27 protein-coding genes and 1 pseudogene are annotated in these 26,587 nt (G+C 40.7%); 19 read left to right on the forward strand and 9 right to left on the reverse strand.

Translation table 11 applies throughout. The features are described 5' to 3' along the window. Positions 1–122: 122 nt before the first annotated feature. Together AC07UV_RS08815 and AC07UV_RS08820 are read left to right on the forward strand one after the other, a co-directional pair. Positions 123–719 carry a methyltransferase domain-containing protein gene (locus AC07UV_RS08815; protein WP_495183407.1) on the forward strand — a complete coding sequence of 199 codons (597 nt, stop codon included), beginning with the start codon at positions 123–125 and terminating at the stop codon, positions 717–719. Positions 720–808: 89 nt separating this feature from the next. Next, positions 809–1,429 carry a hypothetical protein gene (locus tag AC07UV_RS08820; RefSeq protein ID WP_495183408.1) on the forward strand — a complete coding sequence of 207 codons (621 nt, stop codon included), beginning with the start codon at positions 809–811 and terminating at the stop codon, positions 1,427–1,429. A 233-nt stretch (positions 1,430–1,662) separates the two neighbouring features. Here the strand turns inward: AC07UV_RS08820 and AC07UV_RS08825 are convergent, their stop codons facing one another. The 3 genes from AC07UV_RS08825 to AC07UV_RS08835 form a co-directional block, all read right to left on the reverse strand. Next, positions 1,663–2,073 carry a DUF1963 domain-containing protein gene (locus AC07UV_RS08825; protein ID WP_495183409.1) on the reverse strand — a complete coding sequence of 137 codons (411 nt, stop codon included), beginning with the start codon at positions 2,071–2,073 and terminating at the stop codon, positions 1,663–1,665. A gap of 1 nt (position 2,074) precedes the next feature. Beyond that, the gene (locus AC07UV_RS08830; RefSeq protein ID WP_495183410.1) at positions 2,075–3,625 is read right to left on the reverse strand and encodes a leucine-rich repeat domain-containing protein; all 1,551 of its coding nucleotides are present in this window, start codon (positions 3,623–3,625) and stop codon (positions 2,075–2,077) included. Positions 3,626–4,149: 524 nt separating this feature from the next. Then, positions 4,150–4,545, reverse strand: coding sequence for a hypothetical protein (locus tag AC07UV_RS08835; RefSeq protein WP_495183411.1), 396 nt, complete (start codon positions 4,543–4,545; stop codon positions 4,150–4,152). Positions 4,546–5,116: 571 nt separating this feature from the next. Here AC07UV_RS08835 and AC07UV_RS08840 point away from each other — a divergent pair. The 4 genes and pseudogenes from AC07UV_RS08840 (at position 5,117) to AC07UV_RS08855 (ending at position 8,180) form a co-directional block, all read left to right on the forward strand. Beyond that, entirely contained in the window at positions 5,117–6,037 is a 921-nt protein-coding gene (locus AC07UV_RS08840; protein ID WP_495183412.1) for an RpnC/YadD family protein, read from the forward strand. A gap of 866 nt (positions 6,038–6,903) precedes the next feature. Continuing rightward, positions 6,904–7,287: pseudogene (locus tag AC07UV_RS08845) on the forward strand (DinB family protein); the annotation flags it as partial. 46 nt (positions 7,288–7,333) lie between these two features. Beyond that, entirely contained in the window at positions 7,334–7,801 is a 468-nt protein-coding gene (locus tag AC07UV_RS08850) for a DUF1579 family protein (protein ID WP_495183413.1), read from the forward strand. Between the two features lie 82 nt (positions 7,802–7,883). Next, a complete protein-coding gene (locus AC07UV_RS08855; protein WP_495183414.1) occupies positions 7,884–8,180 on the forward strand; it encodes a hypothetical protein in 297 nt (98 codons plus the stop codon). A 1,022-nt stretch (positions 8,181–9,202) separates the two neighbouring features. Here AC07UV_RS08855 and AC07UV_RS08860 read toward each other — a convergent pair. Beyond that, positions 9,203–9,586, reverse strand: coding sequence for a hypothetical protein (locus AC07UV_RS08860; protein ID WP_495183415.1), 384 nt, complete (start codon positions 9,584–9,586; stop codon positions 9,203–9,205). A gap of 875 nt (positions 9,587–10,461) precedes the next feature. Here AC07UV_RS08860 and AC07UV_RS08865 point away from each other — a divergent pair. Genes AC07UV_RS08865 through AC07UV_RS08875 form a run of 3 tightly spaced genes read left to right on the forward strand, consistent with a single transcriptional unit; the run spans position 10,462 to position 15,626 of the window. Beyond that, a complete protein-coding gene (locus AC07UV_RS08865) occupies positions 10,462–11,088 on the forward strand; it encodes a TlpA family protein disulfide reductase (RefSeq protein ID WP_495183416.1) in 627 nt (208 codons plus the stop codon). Then, positions 11,072–14,248: a SusC/RagA family TonB-linked outer membrane protein gene (locus AC07UV_RS08870; protein WP_495183417.1), complete on the forward strand. Its 3,177-nt coding sequence runs from the start codon at positions 11,072–11,074 to the stop codon at positions 14,246–14,248. Before AC07UV_RS08865 ends, AC07UV_RS08870 begins: the two co-directional genes overlap by 17 nt. Before the next feature lie 10 nt (positions 14,249–14,258). Further along, positions 14,259–15,626 carry a RagB/SusD family nutrient uptake outer membrane protein gene (locus tag AC07UV_RS08875; RefSeq protein WP_495183418.1) on the forward strand — a complete coding sequence of 456 codons (1,368 nt, stop codon included), beginning with the start codon at positions 14,259–14,261 and terminating at the stop codon, positions 15,624–15,626. A 57-nt stretch (positions 15,627–15,683) separates the two neighbouring features. On the opposite strand, the gene AC07UV_RS08880 is transcribed toward AC07UV_RS08875, so the two are convergent. The 5 genes from AC07UV_RS08880 to AC07UV_RS08900 all read right to left on the reverse strand — a co-directional run bounded on the left by AC07UV_RS08880 (position 15,684) and on the right by AC07UV_RS08900 (position 19,018). Next, a complete protein-coding gene (locus tag AC07UV_RS08880) occupies positions 15,684–16,097 on the reverse strand; it encodes a hypothetical protein (protein WP_495183419.1) in 414 nt (137 codons plus the stop codon). Positions 16,098–16,337: 240 nt separating this feature from the next. After that, positions 16,338–17,309 carry a helix-turn-helix domain-containing protein gene (locus AC07UV_RS08885; protein WP_495183420.1) on the reverse strand — a complete coding sequence of 324 codons (972 nt, stop codon included), beginning with the start codon at positions 17,307–17,309 and terminating at the stop codon, positions 16,338–16,340. Between the two features lie 17 nt (positions 17,310–17,326). After that, positions 17,327–18,274: an HTTM domain-containing protein gene (locus AC07UV_RS08890; RefSeq protein ID WP_495183421.1), complete on the reverse strand. Its 948-nt coding sequence runs from the start codon at positions 18,272–18,274 to the stop codon at positions 17,327–17,329. Between the two features lie 4 nt (positions 18,275–18,278). Next, a complete protein-coding gene (locus tag AC07UV_RS08895) occupies positions 18,279–18,782 on the reverse strand; it encodes a hypothetical protein (RefSeq protein WP_495183422.1) in 504 nt (167 codons plus the stop codon). A 23-nt stretch (positions 18,783–18,805) separates the two neighbouring features. Then, positions 18,806–19,018, reverse strand: coding sequence for a hypothetical protein (locus AC07UV_RS08900; protein WP_495183423.1), 213 nt, complete (start codon positions 19,016–19,018; stop codon positions 18,806–18,808). Positions 19,019–19,156: 138 nt separating this feature from the next. Here AC07UV_RS08900 and AC07UV_RS08905 point away from each other — a divergent pair, with 138 nt between their 5' ends. The 10 genes from AC07UV_RS08905 (at position 19,157) to AC07UV_RS08950 (ending at position 26,555) form a co-directional block, all read left to right on the forward strand. Then, on the forward strand, positions 19,157–19,984 hold the full coding sequence (locus AC07UV_RS08905) for a LytR/AlgR family response regulator transcription factor (RefSeq protein WP_495183424.1): 828 nt from the start codon (positions 19,157–19,159) through the stop codon (positions 19,982–19,984). 4 nt (positions 19,985–19,988) lie between these two features. Then, positions 19,989–21,041: a histidine kinase gene (locus AC07UV_RS08910; RefSeq protein WP_495183425.1), complete on the forward strand. Its 1,053-nt coding sequence runs from the start codon at positions 19,989–19,991 to the stop codon at positions 21,039–21,041. Positions 21,042–21,203: 162 nt separating this feature from the next. After that, complete coding sequence (locus tag AC07UV_RS08915) at positions 21,204–21,521, forward strand: hypothetical protein (protein WP_495183426.1); 318 nt, start codon at positions 21,204–21,206, stop codon at positions 21,519–21,521. Between the two features lie 557 nt (positions 21,522–22,078). Continuing rightward, the gene (locus AC07UV_RS08920) at positions 22,079–22,708 is read left to right on the forward strand and encodes a fibronectin type III domain-containing protein (protein WP_495183427.1); all 630 of its coding nucleotides are present in this window, start codon (positions 22,079–22,081) and stop codon (positions 22,706–22,708) included. Continuing rightward, on the forward strand, positions 22,708–23,196 hold the full coding sequence (locus tag AC07UV_RS08925; protein WP_495183428.1) for a DUF5675 family protein: 489 nt from the start codon (positions 22,708–22,710) through the stop codon (positions 23,194–23,196). Before AC07UV_RS08920 ends, AC07UV_RS08925 begins: the two co-directional genes overlap by 1 nt. Positions 23,197–23,236: 40 nt before the next feature. After that, a complete protein-coding gene (locus AC07UV_RS08930) occupies positions 23,237–23,506 on the forward strand; it encodes a hypothetical protein (RefSeq protein ID WP_495183429.1) in 270 nt (89 codons plus the stop codon). Next, positions 23,496–23,663 carry a hypothetical protein gene (locus tag AC07UV_RS08935; protein ID WP_282251104.1) on the forward strand — a complete coding sequence of 56 codons (168 nt, stop codon included), beginning with the start codon at positions 23,496–23,498 and terminating at the stop codon, positions 23,661–23,663. Before AC07UV_RS08930 ends, AC07UV_RS08935 begins: the two co-directional genes overlap by 11 nt. 143 nt (positions 23,664–23,806) lie before the next feature. Next, entirely contained in the window at positions 23,807–24,769 is a 963-nt protein-coding gene (locus AC07UV_RS08940; protein ID WP_495183430.1) for an Rpn family recombination-promoting nuclease/putative transposase, read from the forward strand. 80 nt (positions 24,770–24,849) lie between these two features. Further along, positions 24,850–25,035 (forward strand): CsbD family protein, encoded by a 186-nt coding sequence (locus AC07UV_RS08945; RefSeq protein WP_046675215.1) that lies wholly within the window; start codon positions 24,850–24,852, stop codon positions 25,033–25,035. Positions 25,036–25,241: 206 nt separating this feature from the next. Beyond that, a complete protein-coding gene (locus AC07UV_RS08950) occupies positions 25,242–26,555 on the forward strand; it encodes an aminotransferase class I/II-fold pyridoxal phosphate-dependent enzyme (protein WP_495183431.1) in 1,314 nt (437 codons plus the stop codon). Positions 26,556–26,587 lie beyond the last annotated feature (32 nt).

The following is a 26,587-nucleotide window of genomic DNA, read 5'->3' on the forward strand; positions in this document are numbered from 1 at the left end:
AGAACCATCGAAAGGTACTCGTAGAAATAGACCCTAAATCGGGCAAAATACACTTTCTTAGGCAACTCTGATTGTTCCCTTGCTCTTCAGTTAGGGCTATTTAATCCTTACAAACGAAACAAATGGTTTTTAAATTATTGCGATCCGACGTGGATGTAGATGACGGTACATTCAACGGTCTTTATTCTCCAAAAATTAGAGAGCTTGCAGCACGTCATTGGACTCCTGTGGATGTGGCTAAGATGGCTTCACAATATTTAGTTGAAAGCTCAAATGACAAAGTGCTGGATATCGGTGCTGGTGCCGGCAAATTTTGTTTAGTGGGGGCAGCCTGCACAAATGGTAGGTTCTATGGTGTCGAACAACGCGAATCACTCGTCCGCATTTCCAACAGTCTGGCCAAAAAGCATGATATACAAAACGTGGAATTCATTCATGCCAATATTGATCAGGTCTCTTTCGAAGACTACGATGCATTCTATTTCTATAATTCTTTTTATGAGAACCTGGATCAATCCTGCCCAATCGATAATTCAATACTTCCCAACAGGGATCTCTATTATACTTACACAAAGTACCTCCGAGACCAGCTCCAAAAAATGCCTATCGGAACGAGGGTCGTTACCTATTGGAGTGGATGGGACGAGATTCCATTGAGCTTCAATATGGAGTACACAGCATGTAATGGCTTGCTGAATTTTTGGAGAAAGAGTATATAATGCTTTTATTTTTTGGTTTTGGAAAATTATCCACGCTCGGATAAACATTTATTGTTACCTTAGACTAACCAGCAATAAATGAGTTAATTATGATGAGGTGTTTCTTTTTATTAATTTTTGCTTTGGCCATCAATTTAGGCCTACCGGCACAAGAAAAATTCGATCCAGTAGCTTGGCAAGCTCCTTATAATCTTAGCCTTGATGGCTGGGGAATAGAACGTTTTCCGATACCGATAGATTTTGCACCTAAGATTCCATACAAAGGTGTAGAAGACGTACGTTTTGCGACAGGTTGGAGCAAGCCTGGGAGCGAAGAGTACTGGTCTTATGCTTTCTTGTGGTATGTAGAAGGCCAGCAGGTACTCGATTCAAAAACAATTGAAAATAATCTGTCTATGTATTTCGATGGACTTGTGTATCGCAACATAGAAAAACGTGCCCTGCCAAAGGATCTGATCATGAAAACCAAGGCGAAATTCGAGAAATTAGCCGAGCCTCAGGGGGAAGATGAATCTACCTTTACTGGTACAATTCAAATGGTGGACTATATGGGCAAGCAGCCCATCACATTGCATTCAACAATACATGTGAGAGCCTGTCCCGGTACAGATCATACCATTATTTTCCATCAGTTTTCGCCGCAAGAGAGATCCGCCTCGGTGTGGTCAAAGTTGAATGGATTGTGGACTACTTTTCATTGTTCGGAATAATATGCGCTGGGATACCGACAAGCATATTCAATTCTAATAAGCGGATCTATCTTTTTATCAAAAATAATATTAAAGCCCCAAAGATATTTACCCACTTGATAGCTAATATCAAAGCCTTTAAATTCACTGGTGTGTTGGAATATAAATTGGGTAACCTGATTGAATTTCTCAATAATGAAGATAAATATCCTTTGAATCCACTTCTGAAAATGTCAATAGGAAATTTTCAATTTTTAACTACTTTCCAGTGTTACAAAAACATTGCTGAAATCACCTTTGGCCAAATCGCTTTTGTGGATCACAAAAAAGAGATCGCCTGAATCGCCCCACATAAAATCACCTGTTGAGCCTACTTTCAGCAGGATGGTCCAGTCTTCGGGCCTTCCTTTCAGTTTTAAGGAAGCCTGCAGTTCGGGCGATTCGTGCTGTGTGAATCCATAGCTATTGATGGCGTGCGGGTAACTGCGTTGATTGGCCCCGGAATCAGCCAGGTCATCGAAGAGCTCATTATCATGGTCTTCATCTTTTAAAATGGCCGCATCTGCCTGAAAGAGATATTCGTTTACATAGCTTGCGTAAAACGATGGGAACGAGACTTCTTTTACGGCGATAGCCTTATTGGACAAGTAGGCAGGTTCGGTCATTTCAAAATAGTCTTCGGTACTGAACTGAAACCTGGTGCCGCTTTGTAGGCTTGCCGGTATGCATCTGATAAATATTATGCATCGTTTCCAAGAAAAAGAACAGCATACCTTTTCGTGGCAGGTAATTTTGCAACCCGCTCACCTCTTCACAGTTTACCTGAGCAATAAACTCGTATAAAAATGTTTTTTCGTCCTCCTCATTTTTTTCTGAAAATTTAGGATAAACTATGTTTGCCGGCAAGTCTGGCATACCGCCGAAGCGGTGATTGCCCAATTGGGTATAATCTTCGGTTTCTCCCAGGCTAAAGGCAATGGTACTTTTGGCCAGCGCGTACAGCGCATTTTGATGGCGGGGCTCGATGTTCAGTTCGGTGAATATTTCTTTGACGCGCTGCTGCAGTATCTTGTCATTTTTAGCATAAAACAACGTGTCGTTCCACTCGCGTGTCCCTTTTCCATCGGCACCCTGATAATCAAAGTCCATCAAGCGCCTTTTATCGCCTATGGACAGTTCTACCTCTGCTACAGAATTGATTGCAGGTGGCAAACTTTCCAGGAGATTGTTTTGGAGTGATATGTGCTCGAGGTTAGGTTGCAGCAAAAGTTTGACTGGCACGGATTTAAGTTTGTTGTCACTCAAATCCACTGTTTTTAGTGTCGGCAAATTGACTTCGTCCGGTAATTTTTCCAATTGATGCCCCGACAACATTAAAAATTCTAATTGAGGCAATTGGAACAATCCATCGGGAACGGATTTCAACTGACCCATATTGAAATAAAACCTGGACAACTTTTTTAGTTTTCCGATACTTTGGGGCAATGTTTCGAACTGCGTTTTATTTATCGAAATCTCTTCCAGATATTGCAATTCACCGATTTCTTCGGGCAATGATTTCAAAGGCAATATTTCCATCGGCGATTGGCAGGAAATAACCAGCTCTTTTAGATTTTTAAAATCAAAAAACCTGTCTGGAAATTCTTTAAACTCAGGATTGCAAAGGGTCAAAAATTGGACCGTTTCCAGCGGTGCATCCAATGTTTCTTCGTAGGAAGTAAATTTATAGTTGCTCCATTCCAAGGTGGTAACATCAAATTTTTTATAGATTTTGACCGGAAAGACGGGCTTGTTGTCGTAAGGAGGCTTCAGGTAACCATTATAGGCCATCCAACCATCCTTAAACGTGATGACTCCAAAAAAATCGAGGCTATACTGGAATCCGTTTTTCCATACATGAGCGTAGGGATCGGAGCATTTGTCTTCTTTAATTTCAAAACTTCCTTCGGGAACGCCATTTTTGTATACGCCAATGCCCGGGAAATCAATATGCACTTCCGCCTCTTCTTCCTCCACATCATCATCCAGCAGTTTGGCTTCGATGGCTTTTTTTACCTCTGGGGTTTTGGCCGTAATGCGGGTCAGTAGCTCTTTGCTGAACTCGGGTATATGCCACTCGCATTTTTCCTGAATGATTTCAAATGAAAAATCGCCAATTTCAAATATATCTTTACCGTCATTGGGTATTTCAAAAGGGACTATTTTTGGTGTTTTCATTTTTTTTGTTTTAAATTCTGCAAAAAATATATACCAAGAAACCAAATTTTTCTCTGACAAGCTGCCGATTGGCTGTACGGGTGTCATGGTAAATATTGTTTTTGCTGTAAAAAAGGATAACACAAATATAAACTGGTCAACAAGCACTTCCAAGAGAAAGGAATCTACAAAGTGTCTACATGCAGGTACATAAAGAGCTATAAAGCATCTACAAACAAGGCTCGAGGTTGTAAACAAGTTGCCCGATCTAGGTATAACGTTTACCTAACCGCGCTCATTGCATGGAATTTTAGGGAGGAAACTACCCCAGTCTGTTCCAATTATATGCACACCGTTGGGATAAATCTCAACATCGCTCTTTCTTGACCTCATACGCTCACGTTTTTCTTGAATGTCGTTAATAGCTGCAAGCTAACCACTGATGGAATCTAAGTCAATATGTACTTGGTAGGACGGATACCTTTTAAAACAGAAATGCCGAAAACAACTTTAATGCCTTCGGCATTTCTTCAAATACGCTAATACTAATAAATTGGATAGGTATCTGGGACTAGATATAATTTGTAAATCAATAAGTTTTTCCCTTTAAACTTTGGGACGATAAGCCTTCTAATCTTTCCTGGTTTTGCAATCTCAATTATTTGAGGCACCAAATTCTCTTTAAAAATTAACAACTTAGTATTCAAAGTGGAGTCTTTAGTGGTTGCGGGTACATGTTTTACATCAGCAATAGCAATTGGTTGTTTAGTCTTGAAATCGTAAAGCTGTATTAATATCCCAACAGTACCCTTTTCAATTGATTTGTCATTTTTGCTCGTCCACTTAATTTTCCCTAAAGTATTAACTTGTTTCCTAGTCGTGCATCCTGCCAACATCAGGCAGAATACAATATTTGTCAAAATGATTGTAAGTATTTTCATAATCCTCTTAATTACATGGTGTTCCTTTTGCACCTGTCTTATAGTCGTTAATTAATTGTAGTCGTTGTTCCTACAACTAAATGTCATAGGCGAAATTACAATCATTAATATTGTTCTTTTCGTAAAAGACTTAAGATTTCGAATAATTGTTGTTGCTAAGTTTAAAAATAAGTCGATTTAAAATATAAAATGTCCCTCGATATTTTAAAAATTAAATATTTTTGCCGTATGGGGTTCTAATGTATCCACGTTATATACTACATGTCTATTGATTTTTTGAAGTGTTGTGGATGAAATGTACCCTATCTGTGCCTATCTAGGTACAAAGTTTACCCAGCTGCTCATTTCTAATTAAATTACTGAACGCTCGCCTTTTCCGTAGGGATTCGAAGAGATGGCTAGGAAGAGTTTTAGAAATCTTTACTAGAGCATATAAGATCTTGCTAAAAGCTCCCATTTTCATCGTCGTTAGGATTAAATCTCAAGCAATATACTAATTTAATTAGTATTTTGCTTGGCTGTTTCCTATCTTTGTACTGTTAACCGGTTAATAAATATTAGGACACAAATTATGGGCGTAAAGCAAGGGTCTAGGCCTTCCAAGAAGAGCGATGAACTTCTGAAGGCTGTTTTTGAAGATAACTTTCCCGACTTTCTGCGGTTTATGTATCCCGAAGCAGAGGTGGTCTTTGATCTGGAGCGTGGGCTGACCTTTATGGATAAAGAGTTGTTGGAGATCATTCCTGACCGTGAGCGCAAGAAAGGAAAACGTATGGCAGATCTTTTGGTCAAGGCTTTTTTGCGGGATGGCACTGAAAAATGGATTTTGGTACACACGGAAATAGAGGGCGGCAATGATCCGGGATTTTCACATCGGATATTTCAGTACCATTATCGTCTATTGGACCGATACCGCGTTCCGGTAGAGACGATAGCTGTTTTTACGGGCGATCGTAGCCAACGGCGACCTGCTATCTACGGTTATACGGTGTTCCGAACATCGTTGGAATTCCGTTATCTGAGTTATCAAATCTTCGACCATAGCGAGGATGAGCTCCTTGTTATGGATAATATTTTTGCGTATATTGTATTGGCTTGTCAAAAGTCTTTACAGGAAGATAAGGTTCCTGAGGAAGAGCTGGCTGAGCAACGCAGTTTGATTGCGCGTACATTGATACAGACGAATCGTTATAGTAAAGGTCGTATAATGAGCTTTTTAGTGTTTTTAAAGAGCTTTCTTTTTATACGGGATAAAGAAATAAATAGTAAATTTGACAAGTACATTTATCAAGTGACAGGAGGCACAATTGAAATGGGAGTTATCGAAACAATAAAAAGACAGGAACGAGAAAAAGGGGTTCAGAAAGGTAAGATTGAAGGCAAACGGGAAGAAGCTATTGCAATAGCATTGGAGTTTAAGAAAATGGGTTTACCTATAGTTGATATTGCTAAAGGAACAGGTCTTTCTGTCGAGGAGATCGAAAAACTGTAATCAAGCATTTTAAAGTTTATAAATAATGTTGAAGCCATTTCCGCAAGGGAATGGTTTTTCTAATTTATAAAGTTTACCCAGCTGCACTCGCGGTTGGCCAATTTGGTAAGAAATGTACCACATCTATGCCATCTTGGTAAAAAGTTTACCAAGCTTCGTTCGCTGTCGGCCAATTTGGTAAGAAATGTACCACATCTATGCCATCTTGGTAAAAAGTTTACCAAGCTTCGCTCGCGATCGGCCAATTTAGGTAAGAAATGTACCATCTCTGTGCCATCTTGGTAAAAAGTTTACCAAGCTTCGCTCGCTGTCGGCCAATTTGGTAAGAAATGTACCACATCTATGCCATCTTGGTAAAAAGTTTACTAAGCTTCGTTCGCGGTCTGCCAAAGTTATAATTATGTCTATAGCTTTTTTAAAATTTCACTTGTATTATAGATATGATTACAACTATTTGCCTACCCAAATTTTTAGTTGTATGCATTCACTGGCCGCAGCAAAAGAGATCTGCCCCAGTATGGTCAAAGTTAGACGGACTCTGGAATACTTTTCAATGTTCGGAATAATTTCAGAGAGGCTTGTCAATTTGGCTGGCGGAAATATCTTATTCGTAGAACTTTAAGTTAGAATATTTGCTATATTTAATAGAAGAAATAACCAAGCTTTCTCGGGAAATGTCCTTCTTCTTGAAAGCATAGTAGAATTCATCCTAATTTGTAAGTTTTATTGATTTAAAAAATAAGAATGCCATGAGTTTAAGTACATCAATGACAAACAGCGTTGAATACAACATTTGGGTTGCAGAGCAATTGGTCGCTTGGCTGAAAACCTCCCCCCAAGAATTGTTATAAAAGGAATGTCAATCCAGTTTTAGTAGCATAGCAAAAACACTGAAACATATTAGTGATACTCAATTATACTGGTCCTCGATAATCCGCGAAACGCCAACACCAAGTTTTGAATACATCGCCACAACAGTGGATATTGAAAACGAGATGGCCAACTTGGTCAATGAGGCAAAACTTTTGGCAGAATATGTAAAAGAAAATATCGAAGCGATGAGCGAACCCTATTTAATAGAATCCCAATGGTTTTCGTCAAACTTCCCTAAATATGAGTACCTCCAGCATTTATTAATCCACACAATCTATCATCGCGGACAAATAGTTACTATTGGGCACAATGTAGGCGTTTTAAAAGCACCGATGTTGGATTATAATTTTTGGAACGTGATGCGGCAGCAAAAATAGAGTCTAATTCCTACGGAGCGTGTTTGGAGGTATAACGAAAATAACGATGAAGCTAAAAGACGTAAAAAATAAATACATTGGGCTTTGGAAAGGCAACCATCGGTTGATCCTAAGCTGGTTGCCCGATCCTGATTTTAATTCGGATTCAAACTTAGCTATAAAAGCCATTGCTAATAACAAATTTCTGATGTTTACTTATGACTGGCATCATGAGGGAGGGGCGCAGGAAGGAATGCTATTAGTGGGTAACAACAATGAACAATCCGAAGTTACAGCATCATGGATTGATTCATGGGGCATGGGTGGAAAGATCATGAACTGCTATGGTACAATGAATGAGGGGGGAGATATTTCCTTAAGGGGTTCTTATGAAGTGCACGATAATCCCGATTGGGGTTGGCGCATTGACATTCCATTACCTACCGATAATAGCCTTCACGTGAAAATGTACAATGTCTCGCCAGATGGTGAAGAATTCTTAGCCGTCGATGCGAGTTATACGTCTATGGACTAGTTAATCAAACTAGGGCTGCCAAAATGCAAAAGATGTCGCGCTAAAATTCAACATAAATACTAAATACAGTAAAGATCGTATAATGAGCTTTTTAGTGTTTTTAAAGAGCTTTCTTTTTATACGGGATAAAGAAATAAATAGTAAATTTGACAAGTACACTTATCAAGTGACAGGAGGCACAATTGAAATGGGAGTTATCGAAACAATAAAAAGACAGGAACGAGAAAAAGGTCTTAAGACTGGTATTGAGCAAGGCATTGAAAAAGGCAAACGGGAAGAAGCTATTGCAATAGCATTGGAGTTTAAGAAAATGGGTTTACCTATAGTTGATATTGCTAAAGGAACAGGTCTTTCTGTCGAGGAGATCGAAAAACTGTAATCAAGCATTTTAAAGTTTATAAATAATGTTGAAGCCATTTCTAATCAGGAATGGCTTTTCTGTTTGGATAGCTGTAAGGTCTCGAAAAAACTCCCTATCATCGGGCGGTGGTAGGGGAGTTGCCTTTTTTATTAACCTAATTTGAAAAGTATTTATAGATCTGTGTAAACGTTGTATTGACTTTATGTGGATTTAAAATAAAGAGGCTACCAAAGACAATCTCTCCGCCAGATATTAGCATATTTTTATCGGCATTCCTATAATTGCATATTCTGGTGATATATACCCCACCTGTACCTATCTAGGTACAAAGTTTATCCAGCTTCACTCGCGGTGGGCCAATTTAGGTAAGAAATGTACCCGATCTGTACCTATCTTGGTACAAAGTTTACCAGCTTGCCTCGTGGCCGGCCAATTTAGGTAAGAAATGTACCTGGTCTGTACCATCTATGTACAAAGTTTACCCAGTTGCACTCACGGTCAGCCAAGTTAGGTAAGAAATGTACCCCAACTGTACCTTTCTGGGTAAACTGTATAACTATTTCAGGACGGCTCGAAAAAGAATTCCCCTATCATCGGGCGATGCAAGGGGAGTTACCTTATTTATTAACCTAATATTATGAAAAGTATTCTTGAAAATTCAACGATGATTTAAAATAAAGCCTCCAGATGTAACTCAGGAGCCTTAGTTAGAGTTGGTTTTACTTTAATCGGTATCACTTATATAGTGATAAGAAATTTAAATATCAAAAGTTTTTGAAATAGTCTTGTGCTTTAACGCTCGTTATCAGTACGGAATTTACTAGGAAGGAATAATGCCAATCATTGGACGTGGGCCATCACGGATGCTTAGATTTGACTTCCGAAATTTTTCCCATAGCTTATAATTGGTATGGATAAAAATCGACTTCATCATTTATATTTTTTTCTGCTTTTATAACTTCCATTTGACAAAATCGCAGAAGCTATATCTCGATCAGTTTATGATGCCTGATACGAAAGCTGCTAATTTTAAATGAGCGCTATTTTTTGTTCGATAGCGATTCAATTAGTGCTTTTTGAGTAGCTATAAGTTCCTTTTGCGTTTGTATTGTTTCCTCTTGAATAGATATTGTACGGTTAAGTTGATCTAATTGCTCTTTCAAAGTTTCGATCATATTCACAGAAGTGTTATTTTCTTTTTCGTAGAATGATTTGAAAGGTTCCAGATCAGTATAGTATTTTAGAAAATTGTGGTTTAGTGCCGAGGTATACAATGCCAATTTTTGGATTGATAGGGTTTCTTGCTTTAAGTCGTATTCAATGTTTTGTGAATTTTTTACATTTATTTCCTCCATTAAGCGAGCGTTGCTAACACCTTGATTTTTTGCTTCTGTTTTTATTATTTCACCAATATGAATTTTCATAAAACTATCTCTAGATTTACCAAAAACATCTTGGATAAAAACAAAATATTTTTGGATATTAATGTGTGTTTATTTATATTTGTATGGTAATCAGTTCGCTGATTGAGTCTCGTCAACTAAAACCAGCAATTTTATCGACGCGAGGCCTTTAGGAGCATATTATCCCAATTTTGTATATTTGTACAATCTTTGGGAAAAGCTCCTACTGGAAACCGCGTCAGGTCCTTGCTGGTACCATGTTGGCGGTGGAAGGTAGGAGCTTTTCCTATTTTGTAAGTTGCTACCTCCCTCGAGACTCTTGTTGATAACCCAACTATTAAATTATGAGACAAAAAGAGTCATTAACCACACCAAAACGACGGCAGATCAAGGATCAGCTTAGCCGTCTTGCAGTCATCCTGCTCATTAAGAACAAATACTGTGCGCCTGAGTAGTATTAAACAAGATTAAAATCAACAACGACCGATATCATATGGTGCCGGAATACGCATAAAAAAGCCTGTAAGGCTTGCTTATAGCATTAACATTGTTGGTTTTGCCGACCGTTTTTTCAAGATTAATGCCCGACAATTGCACTATTCTGATTTCTTTTATTCTTAGCAGCTTAAAAGTACGGATTTTGCAATTCATAAGCAAAGATTTTAGAAAAAATAAATATAGATTTACTATACAATAGGTCGGTTTTTCATTTTTCCAACTGATGCGGTATCGTCTCTATCAAATCACCTGTAATTGTCAAGCACCGCATCTGAGAACCTATTAATAGTTCTATTTATTTACTGGAGTGACCTAAGCAAGGCTTAGGAATCTGGAAAAACTGATTTAACTCGGAAAGGGAAGCGATGTGTTTTGGTCACTCTTTAAACACCTAAAAAATGAGAAATATTTTTGGGGCAGGAGAGGTCTTGCCCAATCCGAAGACAATCAAACTGTATAGTGCCCTACTATCTATCCTATGGTTTTCTATGTTTAGTTTATCGGCTCAGACGCCCCGCAAGGACAACGGGGCCGATGGGCTTGATACAGTGCAGCAGGTACTCGTTGGAAATAGACTGCCTGCCGATTTCTGGGCCCGAAAAGTAAAGATTTATAACCAAGGGGATACAGCAATTGTAGACTTGGCCCAATTCAAAGGAAAATCCTTTATTCTGGACTTTTGGTCGACCACTTGTGGCGCTTGTATCGCTGCTTTTCCGGACTTGGTGGAGATCCAGAAACAGTTTGCTGATGAACTGAATATCCTGCTGGTAAATTCATACAGTAAAAAAGATACGTTTCAACGGATACATCATATGCCGGATGATGTGCTGCGTACTAATAATCTAACATCAATATATGCTGATGACTATCTGATCAAACTGTTTCCACATGACGTATACCCATTTTATGTATGGGTAGATGCTAATGAAAGGGTAGCAGCCATCACACTCAAAAGATCGGTTATCCCTACTCATGTGAATGCCTTTCTAAAAAACTATTATCGCTATGATAAGGCTAATTAGTTTATTCGTCACAATAGTATGTTGTGCATCGGTATTTGCCCAGGGTAAATACCGTGGAAAGGTCATTGATCAGGATCATAAACCAATTGCTTACGCTACGATTAAAGTGGACGGAACAGCTGCTAACTATCGCACGGACTCCCTCGGTAGATTCGAATTCTATCCCGACAATGCTATTAGATCTGTCACAGTTTCGTCCGTGGGCTTTGAACCCCAAAAAATAACATGGAGTAGTGACGATGCAGACAAAACTGTCTTGTTGCATAGAATAGAAAATAGACTGGATGAGGCGCAAGTCAATACAGGATATCAGATTATCCCGAAAGAACAGTCTACCGGGAGTTTTGGAACTGTATCCAATAGAGATCTCAATACGATTCCGAGTAAAGGACTACTCGACCGCATCGAAGGTAAAGTAGCCGGTCTGCAGTTTGACAGACGCTCAGGAAAATCCGTGCTAAATATAAGGGGTATCAATACCTTTTCTGAGATGGCAGCCCAGCCCTTGATCGTTGTCGACAATTTTCCTTATGATGGTACACTTGATGATCTCAATCCGAATGACGTCGAAAGTGTTACCGTACTTAAAGATGCGGCTGCATCCAGTATCTGGGGGGCTCGTGCAGGCAATGGCGTAATCGTGGTGACCACAAAAAAGGGAAAGCTCACAGATAAACCTGCAATCAATTTTACCACGACTACCATGATAAGTAGTAAGCCCAATCTATTCTATAATCAAACGATTGACAGCAAGGACTTTATTGAAGTAGAGCGTTTTCTTTTTGATAAAAGGTACTATGACGAGTCTTTTAATAGCCCATATAACCAAACGCTTATATTTTCACCTGTAGTAAATATGCTATATGCCAATAAGGTTGGAAGCCTGTCTGATAGCGAAATGGATGAACGAATCAAGTCCTTCGTAGGAAAAGATTATCGTAATGATCTCATGAAATATGTTTATCAAGCAGCTGTAAACCAACAGTACTTTTTGGATATAACTACAAGTTCTGCTATCAATAGAAATCGCTATTCATTAGGATATGACCGGGGAACAGCGGATACGAAAGGGGCTAATAATGATCGGTTAACCTTGAGGACCACAAACAGTTGGCAGTTGGGCAAAAAACTCTCCATAGAAAATACGCTTTCCTTGATAAATAGACGGGATAGGATGTTCTCATCTACGCCACGATATCCCATGGTTCCTGGCGGAGGGAAAAATAGTTTATATCCTTATGCTTCACTGGCTGATGAGCAGGGTAACTTGCTGTCGATCCCGAGATTTTATAATGCCTCTTTTCTCGAAAGGGCAAATACCGATGGATTATTGGATTGGACTTACAGCCCCTTGGAGGATCGGGATAAGTCAACTTATAAATCCTGGAATCGACATGTTTACTTAAACTTTAACCTGCGGTATGATATCCTACCGTTCTTAAAAGCGGATCTGATCTATGGCTACGAGAATAGCTCCAGTAAATCTGAATCCCTCGCGGGCGAAGATTCTTTTGAGGTGCGGGATTTGATCAATAAGCACACATGGATTGTTGATGGCGCTAAACAGTATGATTTTCCTTTCGGAGCCATATTGCGCCGCAGCAATAATGAGATGCAGTCGCATCGCGGAAGGGCCCAAGTGAGTCTCAACAAAACTTTTGGAGCTGAACATCGCGTAAATGCACTGATCGGTACGGAACTGTACACGAGAAATATGGACCAGCAGTCTTCGGGATCTTATGGATATAATCCCCAGGTGCTCAGCCGAAAAAGCATAGACTACAACACGATATATATGTTGTATGGTGGGCTCGGCTATGGGTTTATTACGCCGTTGGATGCCTATTCGGGTACATTGTCACGAACGGTTTCTATATATTTTAACGGATTATATGAATACAAGGTTAAATATGGACTTTCTTTCTCTGCTAGAAAGGATGCCGCTAATTCCTTCGGTACAAATGTCAATAGTCAATGGAATCCATTATGGTCGACAGGGTTATCTTGGCAGGTCGGCAAAGAAAAGTTTATGCGGCAGATGGAATGGGTAGATTACTTAAAACTACGGTCGACATTTGGTTATGGCGGGGTGCAGCCTTCTGGGGCACTCAATAAAACCGTGATCGGCTATGTGGATAATTCGAGATATACCAATCTGCCCTATGCTCTTATCGGAAGCCCGCCAAACCCAGGGCTAAAGTGGGAAACTGTGCGTACATTAAACTTTGGGATGGATTTTTCACTCTATCGCGGAAAATTAATAGTCAATATAGACTATTATCGGAAGAAATCGTTCGACCTGCTTTCTGATGATCCCTTTGATCCGACTTCAGGATATTCGCTTTTGACAAAAAATGTAGGCTCCATAACAACTCATGGAATTAATTTAGCGCTGTCCTCAAATGGGCAATTCGGAAAAGGCTATTGGCAGTCTTCCATCAATTTTTCCTACAGCAAAAATAAGGTGACAGAGTTTAGAGGGGCAATAGGAACGACAAGTTTGTATCTGGATGGTGGACAAATGCTCTCGCCTTTATTGGACAGATCGCTGTATCCTGTGTTCTCTTATAAATCTGCTGGATTGGATCCTGCCAATGGCGACCCCAGAGGATATAAAGATGGTGAGGTGTCAAAAGATTATCAGCTGCTGACGATAGATTCACTACAAAACTTGAATTATCATGGTACGGCTCTGCCACCCATATATGGGGCATGGAATAATACCATCGGCTATGGAAAGTTTTACCTAAACTTTAGTTTGCTTTTCAAATTTGGCCACTATTTTAGGAATAAATCTATAAACTATGGAAATCTGTTTGACTCTTGGGATGGACATGCGGACTTTGCCAAAAGATGGCAGAAACCGGGCGACGAGTTGGTTACAACTGTTCCTTCAATGCAGTATCCCAATAATAGCTACCGCGACCTGTTTTATCAAAATTCAGAGGATAATATAGCTCGTGGGGATTTAATCCGCCTTCAGAATATAAGGCTTGGATGCAACTTTGGGTTAGGTGATAGCAAGATGAACGGGCAACTCTATATTGGAGCTAATAACGTGGGATTGATCTGGCGCAAAAATAAGGCTAATCGCGACCCCGATTACTTAAGCCTACCTGCTCCAAGGGTGATTTCAGTCGGAGGGAATATTAATTTTTAATAGTGAAACCATGCGAAAATACATTTTTATACTTATCATAGCTGTGCAATCAGCAATGACTTCCTGTAATAAATTTTTGGAGGATAAAACAAATAAAACAGCCACAGTACCATCAACACTGGAAGATATGCAGGCTCTCCTTGATGCGGGTAATCAACTTAACCTTGGAAGCTATCCATTTTTTCTGGAAGCTTGTACCGACGATTTTTTGCTTACGACTTCGGGGTATAGTCAGCTTGATGCTTTTAATAAACAGGTGTATACTTTTCAAAACCCAGAGTCTTATGCAACGATCACTAAATTGGCTTTATGGCGTGACGCTTATAAAGCCATTGCTGTGGCTAATACGGTATTGGATGGACTTCTGGATATTAAAATTTTTAAAGGCCTTGATCCTCATAATATCAAAGGGCAGGCGCTTTTTCACCGGGCATTCATGCACTTTACACTCTTGCAGATATATGCTGCGCCTTTCGATCCGAAAGACGATAATAACGGACCAGGAATACCACTCAAGTTGGCCGCTGATATCAATGATAAAACCAAGCTTTCAACAATCAGCGAGTGTTATGATGCTGTTATCCGAGATCTGGAAGAGGCCACCGAATTGCTACCGAGCGAACTGGGCATATTGACCAGGCCTAATAAAATCTCAGCGCATGCTGCGCTCTCGCGGGTTTATCTGGCCATGGAAGATTATGTGCAGGCAAAGGATTACGCCGATAAGGTATTGGCAAGTTACAAGACTTTGATGGATCTCAATACAATAGATGTGGATGCAGCTTATCCTTATCCGGCAATGAATGCTGAGACATTGTTTTTTGCTTACTCCAATGGGTCAACGATGTTTAATGGAACTAGAGGATCGTATTTGACCATGGATTTGCTCCAACTATATGATGAGCATGATTTGCGTCTTCGTGCTAACTATAAAAAAGGAACAGATGGCTTCTCTACATTTAAAGGGCAATATATGGGGACCGGTGCAGGACTCTTTTTTGTAGGCATGACGACTTCTGAAGTATTATTAAATGCTGCTGAATGTAATGCACGATTGGGAAATACTACCAGCGCATTAGAACAGCTAAATTATCTTCTCAAACACCGTATTGAGAAGCAGTTCTTTGTGCCCATAACGGAAAATAATCCATACGCTTTATTAAAAATAATAATTCAGGAGCGGCGTAAAGAGTTAGTCCGTAGGGGAGTAAGATGGTCAGATTTGAGGCGTTTGAATAAAGATGAACGTTTTAAGAAGGAAATTGTCCGTGAGGTAACCATTGACGGTAAAACTCAACTGTTCAAACTTTTGCCCAATAGTAGCGATTACGTTTTTAATATTCCTGTCGAGGTTAAGAATATGACCGGTATGCAGTAGTCATGGAAAAGTAGCGCGGAAATTTCCCGCACTACTTTCTTTGAATTGTATAAAGCATTAAAATGGTCTAAAATCTGTGACTGTCTCATTCGATACTTTGCTACTTTGTGCAGCGCTGATACGAAGTGCGATAGTCGTTGGTGTCGATGATCCAGATGGGGTAACAAGTGCCGTCATATCCGGTTGTGATGGATTTGATGGATTGGCAGGGGCACTGATTTGGCAAATGGTTTCCTTATCATCTCCGCACTGATCACTTGGGCCCAAACTGTACTTACTCGGATCTGTAGGCGAGTCTGATGCGTTACCATGGTAAGACCACACCTGATTTGCGCGCACTATTATAGGCTCTTTTTCACCTTTAACGTCTTTTTCAATTTTAACACTCTGCGCATTCGCGCTCAACGAAATTCCTAATGTCATAACACCAATGCTCATGGTGCCGATGATTCTTTTTGCTAATGTTTTCATGTTTTTGTTTTTATATGGTTATACTTTGCTTATCCTTATTATCCTCCTGGATCAGCCGTGGAGTTGTTCCTATTGACCAGCGGGAACTACATGAGCCTGGCTGATCTGTTATCTGATACCAAAGTTAGCGCAGTAATCTTCCATAGATGTTTGACTTTTAGGTAGGCCGTTGTATGGATTTTAATCTTAGGGATAAAAGTTGCAATTTCGGGAATGAATGCTGAAGGGTTGAGTGGCTTTTTATTTATATTCACTCGGACAGACGCCCGTTTGCTTACGGAAAAAAGTCGAAAAATTTTGCTGCTGTCCATACCCACAATAATTGCTGACTTCTTTGACCGAGTGCCCCATCAGCAGCAACTCTTTTGCTTTTAGAATAAGATGCTTATTCCAGGTCAGCTTCGGACTTTCACCATAGATGACTTTATAGATTTTGTTCAATTTGCTCTTGTCTACCTGCAGCTGTTCGGCAATTGCCTGAATGGAGCAGCTGCTGAAAGTCTGCGTGGCCTGATCAATAACTATCTTCCTAGCAAGCCTTGCCAGTGATTGATCCGGATCTATCTTTTCATGCAGATCGAAATTCTTGTCAATGGCGATATCAAAAAGGTCATAGACCACTTTGATTGCAATGATCTCATTCTCTTTATGATACTTAAATAAATACGCTTCAATGTAAGATAGCTGATATCGTGTTCTCTCTTTAATAGGCCAGATGGCGCTTTGGTAGAGTCGCTTTTTATCTCGTCTGTGTGCTGCTCTAAATTCGGATAAAAAGTGGTTTTCCTTATAAATGGCTGGTCGAATAAAACCGATATCGACCAAAACTCCATAAAGCAGGTATGTCCCTGGGATTAGATTTATCTCTAGCTTGCCTTTTGGGATATAAACATAGCTGTGGTATTGAGGAGGCAGCGATACCTGGCAATCATTCTTGGGCTGCTCGATAACAATCTCTTGAGGCGATCCGAGATTATAAAGCAGGTGATAATCTGTTTTGACTGTTTCAATGGACAGCCTGATAGGCTGCCGGACATGGGCCTGCAACCGGTAAAAAATGACGCTATGATAGTCCATGTATTCTTCGACAAGCTGAATGCCTGTATCCTCATACCGCTGTAGCGCTGAATTGGCCAGCTTGGGCAAAAAGGCTTTTACCTGATCAGAAAATGTGCCAACCTCCGGCAGCTTAAAATGGAATGTTTTTTTCATAAATAATTGGCTTTTGGTTATTTAACGTGGTTGTTATTACCTCCTTCCCTTGTATCGAGATCCGCTGTCGCCGTTCGCACCTGTAACGTTGGCTCGGTGGTCTCAAGAGGTTTTATAACTAGCTTGGCAATACGATGTAAGAGAGGATGATCCCAGGCACAGAGGTTGTACCAGATCATCAGACAGGAAAAATGGATCAACCCCATGGTCAGTGCAATACCCAAATGCATTAAAATAATGCCGGTACTGATATAGATACGGGCTCGGCCGTTGATCCATAGCAATCCATATCCCAATTCTAAAAGCAATGTGGCAATTCCTAGTCCGGCCCAGATGGTCGCAAACTGCTGAGCGGATTGCGGAATAGTAAACAATGCTGGGCCCAGGGGTTGCTGTATAGCTTTCCAAATGGCTTCGCCATTCCACCAAGTGGGGCCAATGGCTTTACCCAAACCGGCAAAAAAATACACGACAGTAAGCTGCAACCTAAATACTGTGGACCCAAGTCTGGCCCATCTTTGGTGACGTAATCCACGACTTCCGAAACAAAAGGATATGAAACCGGTAAACAAACCTGCCTGTGCGAGATAATCTGCTCCGTAGCTCCAGGTATAGTTGGCGATAAAAAAAAGATAATGCAATATAATGAGTCCCAGCATTGCGACTTTGCGATAGTGGTCAAAAAACAAGGCTAACCCACAGATGATGTACAGCAAGCTAAAGAAATGGATCCATTCTAGGCTGGCTAGTGTGTTCTCCGGTAAATTGGCAATCAGGGTGTGGATGGAAAGTGTATCTGGCCTTTGCTGCCATGAGATGCTGTGCTCGTCAAGGAAAGTACCCTGGCCAAATAGCATACTGAGGTCTGGCCATAACCGCCACATGTCTATGGCCAATAGCAGACCCAGTCCCCTAGACATAATAGGTAGGATCGTATCGGTGCTTAGCTGTTCTTCCTTGTTCATAACCTTAATTTTTGATATACTCAAAAAGAATAATGTACTGGGATGAAAGGAGCTGCTCACGTTTTTGGCCTAATGCTGGTATATATTTCGTTATTAAACGACATGAAATGCTGTCGGCAGCCACAATATCGGACAGACTGCCCGTTAGGTTGCTGATTGATGCACGCACCTGATCTTGTAGGTACGATTGACTGCTGTCAACAAATGATGAACCCAATTGCAGGTAACTGTTGAGCCGGAGCATTCCGGTAGCACTTTGTATGCGCGGTTCGCTCAGCAGAGTTGCTTTACCCTTTTGATATTGGATATATTCAAGCTGTATCTGCATTCCTACGCTGGGGCCATAGAAAGTATAGCCTCCACTCAGGCCTGCGAGGTCCTGATATAGGCAAGCGAACTCGAATATTTCTGGCAAATGATCAGGAAGTTTAAAAATGATCCGCAGATTGTAGGCTGATGCCATACAGAAATGTATGGCACAGCCTAGGGCAAAAATCAGTCTTAGCATAGGTTTCAATAAGGCAACTGTCGTTATTTCGAATGTTTTGTGAACTGTTCTTTGGGTGAGGAGGGAAAGAATAAGCGGGTAGATAGTCCATCTTGAATGGGATTCTCCACCGTTTTCAGGTGTATGTAATTTTTGTTGTTTATTTCCTGCCCGGGCATGATGGGATTAGGTGTGACATTCATCGCAAAAAAGGGGGCTGCGCAAATGAGATAGCTGAATAACTTGGGTTGTTTCATGATATAAGTATTTTTTTGTTTGTTTCTTTAAATTGTTAAAATCAAGGGATAACTTGGGGTTAACTATTTGTTTATACCGATGTAATTATTTACTTTACGGCTATAACTATTTTTGTGATCAATCAACATAAACCTATTATGAGCAAATTTCCCGTTGTTATAATCGATGATCTATATGGTGCGCTGGAGGATACAGCAGCTGTATTGGAAGAACTTGGCTTATTTCAGATACATGGTAAATTTACCTCGGTAAGAGATGCCGAATTGTATTTTTTAAATGCGGAGGAGAAAGTTTATATTATATTCTGCGATATTGAGATGCCGGAATATTCGGGATTTGACGCGATTGAGCGAATCCGCTGTTACTGTTCTCATTTTGTTTTTATCACCGGATATGCTGATAATTATGCTTTAAAGGGCTATAAAGTGCATGTTGATGGTCTACTGTCCAAGCCCGTTGAAGTGGATGAATTGCTGGGCTTGTTAAAGCACTTACAAAGTAAGGCCTCCACCAGTAGTGCTGATCGGTCCCCCAAGACCGAACCGACGATCTTTCTGGATTTTGTTGACCCAAAAAGCGAACTGCATCTTGCACGAAAGAATGGTCCTCCAATGCGAAAGAATCCTGAAAATAAAAGGGAATATGCAAAAGTCCCGGTCGCACTTGCGGAAATTGCTTATTTAGAAAAATTATATAATTACATTCATTTTTACGCGCTTAAGCCAAATGATCAATTTGTCTTGCTGGGGGTGCTCAACAAAAGGATGATAGACATGGAAGATCTACTCCGCCAAGATCCGAGATTTGTTCGGGTCGATCAGTCTGTATTCATTAATTTAAACTATGTTAAGAAAGTGGGCCTGGAAGGAGTCACTGTCGGACCAAAGTTTCTATCTGTTTCAAAACCACGTGCTGATGAACTCCATAGAAGATTGAAGATGATGGATATTCGCAACAAATTGTAAGGTCATGCCAGCAAGAAAACAATTTATGCTTACCTGGCTCAAAAATATCGTACTGAGCGCTGCGATTGTCTTTGCGCTGGCTTATATTTTTCTTATCATACCTGCGGCATTTCAGGATTGGCGGGATCAATTGACTGCCATGGGCCTGACCAGTATTATATATGTAGTGGTTAGGCATCTGATACTCCCCAGACTATTTATATGGTCCAAGTATAATGCCTGGCTGCTGATGACTTTCGTCATGCTGCTTTTTCTGTTTTTTTGTTCTATTCCAATCTTGATTAGCCTGTCTACGGGTGCATTGAAATGGACACCGGGAGAATGGAATATTGAAAATTTCTGGCCTGTGATATTTTTAATCATTCCGCCCGTACTGGTAGCTTTCTTTATGTATAGCTGGCAGTTTGGTGTTGATAAGTGGTTAGCCTATCGGGAAGCGCAGCAGCGGCTTAACGAAATCGAACATATATCCATAAATTGGGAATTAATTGCCCTGACAAAAGATCTCAATCCTCATTTTATAACAAATAGTATGGCTACCATCCGGGCATTGATCCGCAAATCACCAGCAAATGCATTGCTCGCTGTAGGTATATTGGGTAATATAGCCAAGGTATATATGAATAATCATGATACATGGTTTGACTTAAGGAGGGAGATGGAAATGGTTGATAAATTGGTACGTATGTATGAATTTATAAAGGGACATTCAATTTCGCTACAAGTGGAGAATATATCGGACGGAGCTTATAGGATTCCCAAAATGCTCCTGTTTAATCTGGTCGAAAATGCATTGCAATACGGTGAGACATCCATAAGGAAGTACCCAATACAGATAGTGATCACCATGGCGGAGGATCATAGGATGAAGCTGCAGGTATCAAACCGCATTGCCGCGAGAGCGGTGGCAGGTAAGGTAAGTCACAATACGACGCTGGAAAGAATAGCGCGTCAGCTGCGGTTGCTGGATCCGCAGCGTGCTGCAATAACGGTAAGTAATGATGATTCTATATTTATGGTATCAGTCTCATTCCCACAAATCATTGACAGAAGCTAACAGATCAGAAAAATGTGTAACTTAAGGTAATTATAAACCTTTACCATCCGTGGGTATTTTCCTTTATTTCGCAGGGCTTGGCAGACCTTGAAATAGAACTGATTTTTCTTTGTCCATGGAAATAACCCTACCTGTGCGTCGATGGTCTTAAACCCATAGACCATGAACCTAAGTGTATTCTTACATACATTAATAGATCGTATAGAAAAATTGACTGAAATTTTAGTGGCGATATACCGCCTGCTGGCGACCCTGATCCTCATCCTTAAAATAAAGAAAGTAGAACAAAAGCCACTGCGCGAACGTAAGCTTTGGACACATACCGAAGTGACTGCATACCTGGGGATCAGCGTTTCGACCTACAAGCGTCGTGTGCAGGAGGGGTTGCTCAATCCGATGACACTCACCGGGGATGACCGCTACTTTGAAGAAGATCTGACCGAAGCACTCGAAAGGAGCCGACTCAAGGGGAAAATATAATTTTCTGGCCCCAGCGGTTTGATTAGGTGCGAAGGAACTGTGACTTCGCGCTGTGCCTTTGCGGTCTTCCCGACCAAAAGTATGAAACAAACCGTTGACTGTTTGTTTTTTGTCCAGGACAGAAACGTGCAGTTGGTAGTCTGAATGAGAAATTCCCCTGACTGCTTGGAGCAGTCAGGGGAATTTACTGTTCAGTCACACGGAAATATGAAACAGTCACCCATCTGTTTCATTTCCCCGCCCGGCCAAATGAACTTTTCACTGGTCTGTTTGTGTCAGTCCTTGGATTGCGCGAATATTCCAGGGGAGGGAACCACTATTATATTGTGCGAAACCGAGCAGTCACCCCACAAAATCATTCTTTTCTGGCGTACTGTCGATCAGGTTGGCTCAATTACGTTCAATCTAGGTCAAAACTTCATTTTCGGCCCATTTCCAGACTATGTTTGTGTCATTAAATGATCTCGCGAGGAAGATTTAATCGTTAACAAACAGATTTTTAAACCGACACTGTCAAATGCCAGATAGCATTTACAGGTCAATAAAATAGAAGAAATATGGCGACAAAAATGAAAGCCCTGATCGGATTTGGAAAAATGAAAGATGATGAACTGGTCATCAGCTGCAATACAATTATCGGTGCAATGATCGGCAATGCTAAGTACCCGACACCGGCGCCCACATTGGCGGATATACAGACCTTGCTGGATGATTTCACGGCCAAGCTGGCTATTGCCCGTAAACGTGGTTCGCCCGAAGATACCGCTCTCAAAGATGAGAGCCGTAGCCCGCTTATTGTGGTGATGCAGCAGCTGGGATACTACGTCAACTCGGTGGCCCAAGGTCATCTCTCTACCTTACTGAGCTCGGGATTTCCGACCAATAGTACCTCCTTTGCCAATCAGGTGCCACTCAAAGTGGATAATGTGCGGCTCTCGGATGGACGGCAGTCCGGGCAGGTGAAGCTGGACTTTGCGCCCCAAAAGATAGCGACGATCTACGAATACCGCTATCGCATACGAACGGATATTCCGATCGAATGGGGAGATCGATTTACGACCACTTCGTCCAGGAGCAATATTATTGCTCCGTTGGAAGTAGGCAAATTCTACGAAGTGCAGGTGCGCGCGATCAATACCCAAGGGGTGGGCGACTGGAGTGATTCGGCTAATATCCTGGTGCGTTAATGAATATGCTGCTCAAAAGGGTCAGACAGGGGAAGAATAGTACCCTGTCCGAATTGTATATAGATGGCCTATTTCAATGTTATGTCCTCGAAGACAGGATACGTGACCGTAAAATCAAGGGACAGACTTGCATTCCGGCCGGGAGCTATTGTCTGGGGGTTAACTATTGGGGCGGAATGAATATCACTTATAAGAAGCGTTTTCCGGATATGCATCAGGGCATGATCGAGATACAGGATGTCCCAGCTTTCAGTAATATCTATATCCATATCGGCAATACGCATGCGGATACTGCCGGCTGCCTATTGGTGGGGACTTACTTCCATCGAGACAAAAACCGCGAAGACTATGAAGTATATCAATCACAGGAGGCTTACCAGAAGTTATATCAAATGGTGATCGACCATGTAAAAAGTGGCAAGGTCATCCTGGCCATCGAAAATAGGCTAACGGGAGGGAACTATGCCAGTTTGAGCCGGGACGTGTAAATCAACGAAGGCAGCTAACACATAATAAAAATTTATACGGATGAAAAAGATAATCAATAAAATAGGAAAGGTACTGGGACTAGTACTTGCAGCACCGATAAAGCTGCCCGGGAAGGCATTAAATATCGTTCGGTATCTTGTGCTGGGGCTGGGGATCATCGAATCGGTCATCAACGAAGATGATCAGATGATCAGTGAAGGGGAGAAGGATGAAACAGGCCCGGAAGATAAGGAGGGGCGGCTAGGGGAACAGGCACTAGATATGCAGAGGGTAAACCCCGCGGAGAAAGGAGCGATTGATGAAACTTAGTGATATGCGGTTATCGGCAATCGGTGGCACACTCTGCGGTATCTGGGCGTCTTTTTCAGTAGGCGACCTGCTTAACGGAGCATTGACGGCATTGATCGGAACGCTTGCGAGTTTCTTATTGAGCCGCGTTTTAAATCAGGTATTTAAACGAAAGTGAAACCAAGGGCTTCTGTTACTGCAGAAGCCCTTCGCTTGATGTATACCTGACCGACAGGATAATCTTTAAAATCAAATACTAATATTATTAGTATTTTTATAATATTTTATTTATATTTGCTTGATAACCAATATTTAATAATTATGGGTAAATTAAAACGGCATATTGGCAAATATGTAGACCCTAGTACTGATTTCGGCTGGAAGCTTTACTTTGGGCGCGAGGAAAACAAGATTCTACTAATTGAATTTTTGAATAGTCTTTTCGAAGGCGAGAAAATTATTGCTGACCTACGATACAAACCTGTTGAACATGACGGTGATTATGAAAATATGCGAAGGGTGGTCTTTGACTTACACTGTATCGGTAATAAAGGCGAAATATTTATTATTGAGATGCAGCAGTTGTTTCAAGAGTTTTTTAAAGATCGCGCGGTATACTACACATCACGTTTAATCAATAAACAACTGCCCCGTGGCAGTAAAGGGAATAATTATTGTCTACCTGAGGTTTATTTTATTGGTATCTTGGAATTTAATATGATGGAGAATGGTAATGTGCCATTACACCAGATTTCCAATAGACCGTATTATCATGATGTGGCCTTATGTGATAAATCAACCAATGAGATCTTCTATGACAAATTGGGATATAAGTTGGTCTCCCTACCTTTGTTTGATAAGAGGCCCGAAGAGTTAGTGACAATTATGGATCAATGGCTATATTTACTTAAACACTTGAGTACCATGGATAAATTGCCTTCGTTTTTGGATAAGCGGATATTTGGTCTTATCTTTGAAGTAGGGGAGATAGGTAAATTAACGAAGGAGGATATGATGTCATACGAATCGAGTCTAAAACACAAACGTGATGCCGAGAGTGTATTTAATTCAGCATTACGATCCGGAGAAGCCTTGGGACATGCAAAAGGTCTTGAAAAAGGTCTTAAAGAAGGACTTAAAGAGGGTCGTGCAAAAGGTCGTGCAGAAGGTGAACACAAGCAAGCTATCGAATCCGCTCGCAAGATGCTAAATAAAGGCTATAGTAAAGAGGATGTTAGCGAAATTTCTGGCCTCTCTATCGAAGAGATCGAAAAATTAAAATAATTTTAACATTTTATAACAATTTCTTTTAAACGATTCTGGTTATAGGCTGTTCTATTCATAAACAACGAAAGGAAAATAGTATGAGCGAATTAACTTGGAAAGGCCGTTGGAATGAGATTAAAGGCAAAGTAAAACAGCAGTATGCCGATCTTACGGATGATGATTTACTGTATGCAGAAGGCAAAGAGGATGAATTGGTAGGTAAACTTCAGAAGAAGACCGGAAAAACACAAGATGAGGTGAATAGTTGGTTGAACGGATTGTAGAAATAAGTGTTTTTTTGTGATAAGGAAAAACGGATAGCAGTAATGTTATCCGTTTTTTTTGAAATAAATCCGGCTAGGTAAAATGTTTTGATGTTGCTATTATCTACAAAAACTTGATTCAGCCTCAGTAATAACGAGAAACCGCTCTGCTATTTAGGCCAAATTCGATAACTTTAATAGATAACTTAAATATAAAATCCAAAAGCATGAACCAGCATAATTTTATGAGCGCTATCGACCAGAGCATTTCTGAAGGCGTTAAAAGAGGTATACTTCATTTAACTCAGGAAGGTAATCTGACAACCGACAACCTTATCCGCATCAATGACTCCGAGTTGGTGAACTTTACATCTTGCAGCTATCTTGGACTGGAGCATGATGAACGTTTAAAACGTGCTGCAATAGCTGCCGTAGAAAAATATGGTGTGCAATTTTCCGAATCGAGAGCATACGTTTCCATTGATTTATATAGAGAACTGGAAGATCTGATGAGCAGGATTTTTGAAGTTCCTACCATTGTTGCTCCTACGACAACACTCGCACATTTGTCTGCCATACCTGTGATTCTGGACGCTGGAGATGCTATCATCGTCGATCAGCAACTGCATAATTCGGTACTAAGTGGTATAAATATATTTAGGGCGAATTGGCCAATTCACTTTGAAGTCCTCCGACATAACCGCTTAGATGTACTGAAGGAACGCATCGAAACACTCCAAAAAACGTATAAAAGGGTTTGGTATTTTGCTGATGGGGTATATTCCATGTTTGGTGATCGCTGTCCTGCTGATGAGATCTTTGATTTGTTGGATTCCTTTCCCGCATTCCATACCTATATCGACGATGCACACAGTATGAGTATAATGGGTAAAAACGGGAAAGGATACATACTTAGTAATCATACCATACACGATAGGATGATCATAGCCTCATCGATGGCCAAAGCCTTTGCTACAGGCGGCGGTATTTTGATTTTTCCGAACATGGAAATCGCCAGAAGAGTGCGTGCCTGTGGGGCGCCATTCAATTCCTCTGGTCCTTTGCAGCCAGCGACCTTAGGTGCTGCGGTTGCCTCTGCAAAGATCCATTTAACAGACGAAATATATGTACTGCAAACCGAATTGGCAAATAGGATAAAATACGCAAACTCATTATTTAAAGCAACCTTATTGCCATTAATTTCGAATTTTGATTCGGGAATATTCTTTGTTGGTACATCGAGGGCCGAGCTTGCATATAGTATTATGGAAAAAATGATCAAGCGCGGATTTTTGTTGAACATCGGGGTATTTCCCGCTGTATCCAAAAACCATTCAGGTATAAGATTTACAATGACAACGCTGCAATCCTACGATCAGATCGAAAGAATGATAAAGGCGCTGAATGAAGTGTTTTTTGAAACTTTAGGTGAGCATCAGTATTCAGTCGATCAGATCTATAGTGCATTCAAGGTCGTAGCCCGTTTGGAGGATCGTTCAGCCGGCGAATTCATTAGCGAACATAGCCCTGAAAAAGAATAGCGCATACCATACCATTTTCTGCTAAACGGAAA

This window comes from Sphingobacterium sp. GW821-FHT03E03 (assembly GCF_059420745.1).